We start from the raw sequence: 11899 nt of genomic DNA, 5'->3' as shown, positions 1-11899 counted from the left end.
ATAAATATGATTTAACTTTTTGTAACTAATTGAAAATGAGTAGTTTTTATTGGGTTTAATTTTCGTACTTTATTTATTCGAATTGTATTGATCCATTTTTTTTTGTACTGTTTTTTCTTTGGGTTGCATTTTGATCAATGTTTCATAAGCAAGTTGGCGAATTCTTGAATCCTGGTTTTCCAGATAATTTGCCAGATAATGGGTCACTTCTTTCGGTAATGTTTTTTGAGCTGAAAACACTTTGGATTTTAACTGAAAAAGTTGGTAGTTCTCAAATTCATTATGGATTGTCAGGGTTTTAAGTGCTTCTTGTGAAAATTCCATTGAAGCAAATTTTTTGAGCATTTCTATCTGAAGGGGATATTTAGCCTGCTGATAACCACTGGTCAGTTGCTGTTGTACAGTACTTTCTGAGAGAAGATTTTCAGGGAATTGCTCTAAAATGTATTTGGATAAAAAAATATTATCTCCGGTCAGCTTTTGGAAAATTTGTGTGGTAAATAATTGAGTTGATTCTGGGTTTCCAAATGCTTTTTCCACTGCATAATAATGATAATAATGATTTTCACTCTCAAAAAACCTGCTTAATAAATTTCGACTCATTAGCCCTTCAGTAATTTTCGGAATTTCTGCATTCACCTCACCATTGGCAATATGCCATAGTGTATAGCAGGTATAAACAGCGCCTTCAATTACCTCATTTTTGATGGTTTTCAAAGTTGCTCCGGTTACTGCGTCCACACCATTGTTCATCGTTTGGGTGTCTACCAGTTCCTCCATTTTATAGGCTTTTAGCAAGGAATTCTTATTGAGCAGGATTTCCAATAATTTCTGGTAATCTTCTTCCTGAAAAGGATCGTGATCTACCTTAGTAAGTATTTTTTTTGGTGGAAAATCATATTCAATAAAGTTTCCCAAAAGATCCCAATAGAAATTAATATATACCGGATGGCACTTGTTGGTATAGCAAACCGGAGTGAAAATATTTCGAAAATAATAAAGTGGCTGGTTTAAAGAATCAAATGCCAGGTTTAAATCATACTGTACTGAATCATTTTCTACTATATGAAATGATTTTATAGTGGTGGGTTTGGGTAAATTTGTTACAGGAGGTTCTGATTCCTTAACAAATGAGATCAGTAGTATTAAGATGGTAATATTTAAGGTAAAAGCATTCAAAATAGTCAACTTTTCATTTTTTTGTTTTTTAAAATTAGGTATACCTTTAAGTAAGATAACAAACTAAATTATTCAATCTTAATCCAGAAGTTATCCAAAATATTATGAACAAGTTATATATTTGAAAATCTGATACTTATGAAAATGGTAAATAACAAATAATGTCGGAGGAAACTGAAAAAATATCAGAGCTGAATTATCTAAGCCAATGTTGCAGAGCGATTGAGAACAAGCTGAGCTGGGGCTCTCCTCAACAATGGACGAATAGTAATTTTCTCGATCTCAGCAATGAAATAAAAAGGGCTTCTGGGATCAGAATTAGTGCAGCTACCTTAAAAAGGATTTTTGGAAAAGTAAAGACTAAAGAACAATACAATCCGCAATTAGCAACTAAGAATGCACTTGCCCAATTTTTGGGATTTCAGAGTTGGTCTGATTATAAAATTCACAATCCTGTGCTTACAGAAATGCAGGTGGTAGAACCAGGAAGTTTAATTTTACTTCCTGAAACCAAAAAAATAAAATGGGGAAAACTATTGGCTTTGCTTTCTTTCCTTATAGTGGTTCCTGTTGCTATTTGGTATTTCTGGCCACAACAGAAAATAAATCCTGAATTTAGTATTTCAGGAAAATACCTTGAAGGAAAAGCTTACCACACTGTAGTTTTCGACTATGATATTGAACAAGTGGATTCGGAAGAAATTTATCTGGATTTTGGAGATTCTACAAGGAAAGCCTTACGGAAAAATACACATACTATATCTCATTATTACCGGTCTCCTGGGTTTTATCAGGTAAAGCTCAAAATTGATGATCAGGTATATTATGATACTTCTGTTTTTTTAGGAACAAAGGACTGGGAAGCTTTTATTTCCTTTTGGGATGTTGACCATACCGAGTTTTTACCAGTCAGGAAGTTTAGAGACACTACAGAAAATGCCTTTTATATTCCTTCCGATACGCCTGAAAAAAAGGGAATTGATACTACAGAAATGTATTGGACTCATTTTGTAAACGCTCAAAAATTTGAGTTGGATGGTGATAATTTTGCTTTGAATGCGGAGATAAAAAATGACCATGAAATTGTAGCTGCACGCTGTAATCATGCTAAAATCTTTGTGGTAGGAGAGACGGGGCAAATCGCCTTATACTTTTTAAAAGAGGGATGCTTCAAATGGGTAAAACTCCAATTTGGGGAAATTAAGCTGGATGGGGAATTCCAGGATTTGTCGGCTTTTGGAAAAAGTCTTATGAACTGGCAAAATATTACACTTCAGGTTTCGAATAAAAAAGCAAATGTGCTATTCAATAATAAATTAATCTTTGAACAGGAATATAACCAGTCGTTAGGTGAAATAAGAGCAATAGTATTTCAATTTTCCGGAACTGCCGGTGCGGTTAGGAATATTGAATTGACGACTGATTAAAATTGAGGAATTTTTTACCTCACTGAACCTAAAATTTAATAAATCCCCATTTTTAGGGAGGAATCTTCCTCTGCAACTTTCTACCTTTAAAAAAGTAATTTTATTAAATAAGTTAAGGATTGTAAATTGCTGTGTAGCAGTGGTTTATGGTTGGGTGATGAAAATATTGATTTTTTTATAAAAAAATTCAATAAATGCAGGTTACCTGATGCCTTTTTATACATAAAGGTGAAAGCATTACTAACCAGATCTCCAAACATTATGAATAGCGAAAAAAATACTTGGTTCACTTTAAAATTGAAAAGTATGCCTGCAGAAATAAATGGAGCATTTAATTTGCTTAATAAATTACAATTCCCCATTCACGATATCAATGAATTTTACAGTCAATTAGACGGGATAGAGCAAAAATCTGAAAAGGAAGATACTTCTATGGGGTTTTGGATTAGATTGGTGAGAACAAGCATGACTAAACTTGATTTCCCTTTTTTAAACTATGAAACTGCAGCTGATAAGTTATTTGTGGTTTTAGGAACATTTATCGTCCCGGAATCAGAAGTGGATGATTGTGCTAAGCCAAAAATAAATGAAGCTAAAAAGTATATTTCAAATCCGAAAGGAACATTAAATCTTGCTTTCATTAAATCATATTTTAATTCTATAAATTAATAGAGGCAAGGAGAAGATAAATGTTGAACTATAAACTAACCAACCGATTGATACGATTGATAATTAAATTGTAATGAGGACTTCAAGATTAAGGTAATTATTACAAGAGAAAGTCATCCTTTGATAAAGGATGACTTTTTTTGTGACTTGCATTTTGTGGTTATGTATTAAACTTCTGCAGCTTCATTCTCAGCGACAAGTTTGCTTTGTACATCATACGGAACTAATTCATATCCGCTGAAGGACAAGTTGAAACTCGCTCTTCCCTGGGTAATTGATTTTAAAGAAGTGGAATACCGGTTCAATTCCGCAAGAGGGACTTTGGCATTAATCACCTGGTAAATTCCTTTAGAATCAATTCCGGTAATGATGGCTCTTCTCGATTGCAAGTCAGTCATCACTTCTCCCACGAGTTCTTCAGGACAAAGTACTTCCAGATTTTGTATAGGTTCAAGAAGCTTGGGGTCAGCCTCCAGAAATGCTTCTTTAAAGGCTTTTGTTCCGGCAATTTTAAAGGAAATATCATTAGAATCCACCGGGTGCATTTTTCCATCATGCACTAAGAAGCAAACATCTCTCGCATAGGAATGTGTAAGAGGACCTTCTTCCATTACCTCCAAAACCCCTTTCAGGATTGAAGGAAGAAACCTGGAGTCTATTACCCCTCCAACAATACAATTATAGAAAACAAGCTTTCCGCCCCATTCCAGGTCAATTTCCTCTTTTTTTCGAATGTTGAACCCTTCCGGATCGGCCATTCCTTCAGTATAGGGCATAATTGTGAGAGTAACTTCAGCAAACTGACCAGCTCCCCCAGATTGTTTTTTGTGTCTGTAATTGGCTGATGCTGTTTTATTGATGGTTTCTCTATAAGGAATTTTGGGAGTGAGAAAATCAATTTCAATTCCGTAAATATGTGAAAGTCTCCATTTGGTAACTTGTAGATGAAGTTCACCCTGCCCGGACAAAATAAGCTGTTTTAGCTCTTTTGAATATTCTATTTCAATTGTCAGGTCTTCTTCGTGAATTTCCTTAATTACTTCTGCCAGTTTATCCTCATGATTTTTTGATTGTGGAACGATAGCCGTTCTGATTCTGGGTTCAGGGAATTTCATCGGGGTAAAACTCACGTCAAATCCTTTTTCATGCAAAGACTGATTTGTATTTGTGTTTTTAAGTTTTACGGTAGCTCCTATATCTCCTGCCACCAGTTTTTCAACGGAGTGCCTGTTTTTGCCATCCATTATGAACAGCTGGTTTATCCGCTCAATCGTATCTGATTGAGAATTAAATAATTCCTGACCAACTTTTACTTCACCAGAACACACTTTAAAAAAGGTGATTTTCCCAAGGTAGGGTTCTACCAGCGTTTTAAATACGAACAATGACGCTGGTTGATTTACATCACATTTCACTTCCTTTCCATCAAGGGTTTTTTCAGGATAAAGTTCATTTGCCGATGGAGCTACATTATCAATAAATCCCATCATTCTTCCGCTGCCCATATTGTTTTTGGCCGATAGGCAAAAAACCGGGAATACATCGTGATTAAGCATACCAATTTTCAAACCTTTCCTTAGTTCATCCTCATCCAGATTACCCTTTTCAAAATACAGTTCCATTAAATTTTCATCATTCTCTGCCGCTTTTTCTACTAGTTCATTATGAAGTTCGTCTGCCCGCTCTTTTTCCGACACGGGAATAGGCAGTTTTTCAGGTTTCCCGCCTTCCTTCGGAAATTTATACATCACCATTTTCAATAAATCTATGATAGAATTAAAGTTTTCTCCCTGATTAACGGGGTATTGCATAAGAGTTACAGCATCTCCAAACCGACTTTTAGCCATTTCCAGGCTGTTCTGAAAATTTGATTTCTCATGATCCACCTGATTAAATGCGAAAATGGTGGGTTTGCTAAATTCATCTACATAATTCCAGATTAATTCAGTACCTACTTCCACTCCATATTGCGTATTCATCAGAATTACACAGGTATCAGCCACTCTCAGGGAAGAAACTATTTCTCCTGAGAAATCGTCAAGACCGGGGGTATCAATAATGTTGATTTTGTAATTTCGCCACTCGGTGTGCATGGTGGTGGCATAGATGGAATTGCCTCTTTCGTGCTCTATTTCGTGGAAATCTGAAACAGTGTTTTTATCCTCTACTGTTCCTCTGCGGTTAATAATTCCCGCTTCAAATAACATCGTTTCGGCAAGGGTGGTCTTGCCTGATTTCGCAGCTCCAAGCAAGACAATGTTTTTAATGTGTTTTTGATCAAATACTTTCATAAGGATATGTGTTTAGTGAGAAAAATTGGTCAAACCAGAATGTATTATTTCCATTAGCTTTTTGGAATAGCAGAATGTCAATAGTCTTTCTTTTAAGAAAAGTACGATGCTTTAGGAAGCACTCATGATTGTAATTTAGGTCACTTAAGATTGCTTAGGTATGATTGATATCAAGCAATTGCTGGAAGAAATAAATATTAATATGACTTAAATCAGAAATTAAGATTTTATATTCGTAAAAGCAAATAAGTGCCCTGATAAAATTTAATCCATTTCACAGTTTAACATATAACCATTTGAAAATGAATAGATTTTGCTCATTTTTGATGGAAAATTGCAGGAAACAAAAAATAAATAAGGAATCTGAAATATTTTGTAAATTGCTGATTCAAAGTAATATACGGTTTTTGTTTTCTGTTTCAATGTAATTCCAATGTAATAAAAAAGTTGCCCTGGCAGGGTATGTATTTTTCCAGCTTGGTCTAATTAAAATCTCAAAAGTTCAATTTAAACAAGGACTAAAGCGAAGACCTTGAGACTAAACATTTTTTATAGTACATTGGAGATTGTTGTCTGTTTCAGGATGAAATTAAGCTATGAAAAATAGTACCTTAAATTGGGGGCATGCCCTGGCAGTAATCATTTCCCTTTTTCCTATTGGGTGTAATCCCGATAAGGATCTTCCTCCTCTGGTTTATGAAGTTCCTGAGCGCATAGAGCCCTATATTGAAAGGTTTAAAAAAGAGGGTGAATTTAGAGGAGTAATGCCCAATATGGATTACCTGAAAGTGGAGTTTGTAGAGGAAATTCAATTTAATGATTCCTCCAATGTAATCGGGCTTTGTATAAGAAGCCGAAATGGGGCACATACTATTCAACTCGATACTGGGAGTCTCTGGTGGCATTTGGGAGACCTGGCTATTGAGGAAATTATTTTCCACGAACTCGGACACTGTTTCCTTGCCCGGCCACATGACGATGAAGTATTAGCCAATGAGGATTTTGCTTCAATTATGCGTACCAAAGGTCCTGTACTTTATGCTCATAATCCTGATTTTCGTTATGAAAATTCATTCAAAAGAGATTATTACCTGGATGAATTATTTTATGGTACTGCCGAAGAACCCTGTTGGGTATCCAACACCCCCAATCCCAACCTTAAAGTAACTACATTTACCAGAAAGGATTTTAATGGTACTGCCAGCTCTATTCCTGAAAATATAATTACAGATCGGTATGGAAATACCTGGTTTTATGCCTTTGATCGGTTTTGTAAGTACTTAGGTGGAAATAGTTTTGAGAAAATTGAATTGCCAGTGTTGGAAGGAGATGACCAGACATCCTGGATTCATGATGTTTATAACGATCAGGCAGGTAATATTTGGATTTCAATGAATATTTGGAATAATGGGAAAAGGACATTTAAATTAAATGAGGCTGGAAATTTTGAGCTGATGTTTGTGGATTCCACTTTCCAACTTTCTGATACTCCTTACGAATTGTACATTGTAGATGAATCTCAGGTCTTTTTTAATAGTTTTAATTCCTTTGGTATAATTGACCTTGTTACAAATTCGATGGTTAATTTTAAAAATGAGGAGCTGGGCATTGAACTTAAAAATTATTTTCCCATAAAAATTGTAGGTCATCCGAATGGCAAAGTTTATTTCTCCAAGGGAGAACATTTTTTCTCCTATGAAAAAGAGACAGGTGTAAGGCGAATTACCAACGGAGGTTCTAATAAGCTGAAGGGAGGAATAAACGAGTTGATTATCAATGATTTGGGAGATGTGTGGATGCGTGTGAACAGGGAAGTTGTGCAATTTCAGGAATCCACAAATTCTTTTATGCAATTGGACAGGGTTTCTGCTAATTTATTGCATTCTATTATTTACCAAATAGGCTTTGATAGGGAAAACAACTTATGGGTGGCAACCAACTATGGTTTAAAAAAATTCGATCATCAGCAGGAAAGGTTTTCCGGATACTGCGATTATTATTTCGGGGCAGACCCTGAAAAGCTAAATCGATTTGGGTTTGATTTGGAAAACAATATTTGGGTAAGAGAAAGCCGAAGTATTCACCGGCTTGAAGCAGGCACTAATTAATTTTTTAAAATTAATCATAAAATACCCAGTTCAGACCAAATTCAAACTGTCTGGGTTGCCCCATGTATAACGGGGTAACAAAATAGCCATCCCTTAAAACTCCCTGCAAAATGTTGGCAAATTTAAGGAACATGGTCACTTTCTTTATATGTAGACTCCAGTAAAAATCAGCTAAAACATAGTTGCCAATTTCGAAGTCATTTTGCAAATGAAATTGTTGAGTAACAGGCATATAGGCATCAGCAAAAAACTTGGAATGCCAGTGGACATCAAACCCAAACCTTGAAAGAATATTTCGGTGGGGAAATCGCCCTTCGTAAAAGAAATTATAGTTTACAAATTGCTCAGGCATTCTGATCACATCTTCATTATCATTTTGGGTGTATTGTGCCAAAAGCAGTTGATGGATGTGACCAAGATGCAGCTCCAGGTCTATTCCTGCCTGAAGGATAGAAATTTGATCGTCATGTTGAGTTGGAACAGCAAGGTTATTTTTATCGCCAATTCCATGGTTGTAATAGATGTAATGATCAAAAGTGGTGTATTTGGCAAATGGTTTTATTTTTATGCCTTTAAAAGCAAATGGGAAGTAAATTTCAGAAGTGGCAAATTCCTGAGCTTCAAAAGGTTCAACTTCAGGATTAGCAGTATTGGCATCTATATTATTCCAAATAAAATGATTCCCAAAATAATATTGTTGCATGAGGTCCGGCTCTGCAGTAATTCTTTTATGGATCAATTTAATAAATTTGGCATTCAGCTCACCATAAATTTTATTGCCTTTGTCCTCTTCGGCAATTAATCCTTCATAATCGATTCTGAAATTAAAATTTTCAGTTAAAGAATATCCACCTCTAAAGCCCATAAATCTTTGAGTAGGAGTACTTACAGGTACCTTTTCAAATTGCAGGTATTCAAACTGGTAATTATAGGAGTTTTGACGCAGGTGGAAGGAATAAAAAAGTCCCTGTGTTATGCCTTTCACACCCACAGTATTGCTCATTTCATTCATATAAATTCTATGAGTTGATTCTGTGGCAGTAGGATCAAAATATATATTGGGGTAAAAGTTATTATTGGTTTGAAAGTCACTGTCAGTATAAGAAAACTCACTCTTTGAAAAGTCGAAAATATGGAAAAATTGAAAATTTTCTTCCCCCAATAAACCAAATTGATGATACAAATGTGCCTTGTTCCTTTTCTGGGAAGTATTTACTTCGCTGGTAAGTTTATTCTGCAATTGCCCGATATTTAGCCTGAATAAATCATCAAGTTCCTGAAGGTTACTGTTTTCAGGCAGGCCGGTTCCATTCGGAAAATTTTGATTATACAAATCCCCCATTACTGCAGCACTATCATCTGAAGAAAGCAGTAAACCTCCAGTTTCCTTCATTTTGTGGGTATAATTGGAAAAATGGGCTAATAGCCGATATTTCTTGTCTTTGGTTTCATACCTCGTTTTAAAAAGATATGTACCATGATCTACCTGCCTGTCATTTTTGTTTACCGGTTCCATACCCACCAGCAGAGTAGAAGTATTTCGCTGAATCCGAAAGCCTGCATTCCAGTTGGGTTTAATATTCTGGGTATGTTCTACATTGATTAAAGATCTTCCCGATCCCCCCTGAATATAATACCAGCTGGTAAATGGTGATTTGGTGTCATAGTGTTTGATGTTTTCGGTATCGTAGAGGTATAAATTAATGGCGTTGAGTCCCCACCTGGTTCCTATATTATCAGGTTCATTAAAGTAAAGATGTTTTGCAGCTGTTCCCACCGTTCCCAAATCCTGGTACATGTAATTATTCCGGGCCACATAATTATACCTATGAATATTGTTCATGGTAGTATCAAAATAATGTGGTTCCTCTATATTATCTAATAAATCCTGTTCATAAATATAAGGAGAGGTTCTGGTATGGTATTTTTCAATAGGTACAGGTTCTAGTAAAATTCTACCCTTTTCATCTTTTTTGGCAGAGTCAATGGTGGTTTCCTCCCCCAGCATATTGGGAAAGTCATCGTCTCCTCTTCTTCTAAAATCCTGGTTATTGCCAAAAGGATCATTAGTTTGCCCCAGAGAAATATCTGGAGTGCAATAAAACAATACTGCCAGAAAAATAAAAAATCGAATGCTCACTGTCCTTAAAAAATTCAATCCCAAAAAAGTTATTATTTAGCTTAAACAGAAATTGGTTTGGAAATATATGTTTTGAGGACTAATTCAGCTTTTCATACCTGCAATTTTCCAAAATAAAAGACCAATAGCGGTTCGATATAATAACCCTACTTTTTAATATTTAATTTAAAACTCGAAGATAATTTATGGTTTTAAAAAAAGAGGGGATTTAACTAATTTTATTATTTGAGCCACTCGAATAACTCATAGTGTTCGTTGGTCATTCCCAGTGCTTTGTACACTTTTTGGGCATTTTGATTGGTTTTGTCCACATACAACCTCAATCCTCTGTAATTACCGGATTCTTCTACCAGCTTTTTGAGCTGCAGGTACATCTTCTTAAAAATGCCAAAATTGCGGAATTCAGGGCTAATATAAACAGAATGAATCCACAACACATCTCCATTCCTCCAATCACTCCATTCAAATAAAACTAACAGAGAGCCCACCAATTTCCCCTGGTGTTCTGCCACCCAGTAGCTACCTCTTACCGGTTCATCAAATATTTTTTGTACTCCAGCTTCTACCACAGCCTGATCCAGTTCCAATAGCTCGGTTTCCCAGGCCATTTTGAGTTGAAATTTGGCAATGGCAATTTTATCTTGAGGTGTGCCCTTCCTAATTAGGATATTGGCTGGATTAATGGTCATTTTTAATAAATAGGTTCAAAGTAAGCTAATTGTTAAAATTAAGTTAAAATACTATGAAAAACATAATTATTTAAAGAATAATTTAGCTTTTATTAATATGCCTGAGTAGATTTTATTTGGGTAAAAATCTCTTTGTCTATGCAATTATTTACCTGATTGAAAGAACCCATAAAAAACCTTATTAATTTGGGGGAATAAAAAATTTCGTATGTCTGATATTATTTTAATAAATTCTACTTTTGAATAATATAAACTCAGATGGGTTTTGAACCAGGATTCAATCTAATTTTTTTATTAAATCTGATATAATAAGCAGGAATCCAATGGTCATAAATTTCCTGAAGTTTGATTGCTAAGGTTAAAGGTTTGATTATCAGTAGATAAGGCGGGAGGCTTTAATTCGTTTTTTAAGCAATTGTCATAGTAACATAAAGTGTTTTTTGGTGCACTTTGAAAAGGTTCTTTCTTACAACTAAAATGCTAGGGAAGATTGATTTTTTTGACGATTAAATGAGAGAAAAGAAATTCAATAAATATTTTTATGTGGCTTTGGCTGGAGTGCTACACTTGTTTTTTCATTCATGCAATAAGCCTGAATTGAAAAATAAAACGGCTGAACCAACACCTGAGTTAAGGGCTGAATCATTTCCGGAAACCAGCAAATATAATGATCAAAGTACGCTGGAAAGAATCCTCTGGAATGATCCACTAAAACCAGTGAATTATCAAAAACTTTTTGAGGTTTTACCGGCTACCATACAAATTCCTGAAGGAATGGCATTTATTCCCGGAAGCAGGCAAGTTGAACATGGAAGGCTCATCGGTTTTTTTGCAGATTCTGCGGCTGTTACCGTGGGTGAATTCAAAGCTTTTGTGGAAGCTACCGATTACCAGACTATCGCAGAAATACAAGGATACTCTACTGTAAAAGATAAAAAAATAACCGAAGCCAGCTGGAAATTTCCCTTTGGCCCTTTTGAAGCCCAACCTTCACAATTATCCCCTGCGGTTCATCTAAGTCTGGAAGATGGAAAAGCTTATTGTCAATGGAAAAACAAAAGACTTCCCACAGCTAAAGAATGGGGTTATATTCTGCAGCAAAAGGAAATTTCATTCGAGCATAAAAATCGCCTGACCTGGACAAACTCCTGGGTTTATCCTGAAAATACTAATCCCTGGCTATTTGTACCGGAAGCCAATAGCAGGAAAAAAGTTTTGGGATCTGGTAATGACCAATCATTGGAAAGTGATAAAAAAGAAATGGCCATTTTAGAGTATGCATTCCCCACCAATTATTCTTCTTCCGATATTTGCCTCAGATGTGTAATGGACATTGAAACTTCTCCGAAAACCAAACAAAAATCAGTGAATCCTACTCCTTAAAATCGTATCTTTA

The 11899-nt window shown here is 35.3% G+C and carries 8 protein-coding genes; 4 read left to right on the top strand and 4 right to left on the bottom strand.

Going from position 1 to position 11899, the window contains the following annotated elements; genetic code table 11:
• Positions 1-69: 69 nt before the first annotated feature.
• The gene (locus A3EM_RS41060; RefSeq protein WP_063745001.1) at positions 70-1179 is read right to left on the bottom strand and encodes a hypothetical protein; all 1110 of its coding nucleotides are present in this window, start codon (positions 1177-1179) and stop codon (positions 70-72) included.
• 161 nt (positions 1180-1340) lie between these two features.
• Between A3EM_RS41060 and A3EM_RS0100120 the strand changes: the two genes are divergently transcribed.
• Both A3EM_RS0100120 and A3EM_RS0100115 read left to right on the top strand, forming a co-directional pair.
• Complete coding sequence (locus A3EM_RS0100120; protein ID WP_020526118.1) at positions 1341-2606, top strand: hypothetical protein; 1266 nt, start codon at positions 1341-1343, stop codon at positions 2604-2606.
• A gap of 306 nt (positions 2607-2912) precedes the next feature.
• The gene (locus tag A3EM_RS0100115; RefSeq protein ID WP_157637683.1) at positions 2913-3275 is read left to right on the top strand and encodes a hypothetical protein; all 363 of its coding nucleotides are present in this window, start codon (positions 2913-2915) and stop codon (positions 3273-3275) included.
• 167 nt (positions 3276-3442) lie between these two features.
• Here the strand turns inward: A3EM_RS0100115 and A3EM_RS0100110 are convergent, their stop codons facing one another.
• Complete coding sequence (locus tag A3EM_RS0100110; RefSeq protein WP_020526116.1) at positions 3443-5566, bottom strand: elongation factor G; 2124 nt, start codon at positions 5564-5566, stop codon at positions 3443-3445.
• A gap of 596 nt (positions 5567-6162) precedes the next feature.
• On the opposite strand from A3EM_RS0100110, the gene A3EM_RS0100100 reads away from it, so the two are divergent.
• Positions 6163-7674, top strand: coding sequence for a ligand-binding sensor domain-containing protein (locus A3EM_RS0100100; protein WP_020526114.1), 1512 nt, complete (start codon positions 6163-6165; stop codon positions 7672-7674).
• A 10-nt stretch (positions 7675-7684) separates the two neighbouring features.
• Here A3EM_RS0100100 and A3EM_RS0100095 read toward each other — a convergent pair whose 3' ends face one another.
• Both A3EM_RS0100095 and A3EM_RS0100090 read right to left on the bottom strand, forming a co-directional pair.
• Positions 7685-9838 (bottom strand): putative porin, encoded by a 2154-nt coding sequence (locus tag A3EM_RS0100095; RefSeq protein ID WP_020526113.1) that lies wholly within the window; start codon positions 9836-9838, stop codon positions 7685-7687.
• Positions 9839-10035: 197 nt separating this feature from the next.
• Positions 10036-10503 carry a GNAT family N-acetyltransferase gene (locus tag A3EM_RS0100090; RefSeq protein ID WP_020526112.1) on the bottom strand — a complete coding sequence of 156 codons (468 nt, stop codon included), beginning with the start codon at positions 10501-10503 and terminating at the stop codon, positions 10036-10038.
• Between the two features lie 510 nt (positions 10504-11013).
• Between A3EM_RS0100090 and A3EM_RS0100085 the strand changes: the two genes are divergently transcribed.
• Positions 11014-11886: an SUMF1/EgtB/PvdO family nonheme iron enzyme gene (locus A3EM_RS0100085; protein WP_020526111.1), complete on the top strand. Its 873-nt coding sequence runs from the start codon at positions 11014-11016 to the stop codon at positions 11884-11886.
• Positions 11887-11899 lie beyond the last annotated feature (13 nt).

It is taken from the genome of Flexithrix dorotheae DSM 6795, assembly GCF_000379765.1.
Classification (GTDB): domain Bacteria; phylum Bacteroidota; class Bacteroidia; order Cytophagales; family Flammeovirgaceae; genus Flexithrix; species Flexithrix dorotheae.
The sequence above is the reverse complement of the archived record's forward strand: the minus strand, read 5'-3'. Positions and strand labels throughout refer to the sequence as shown.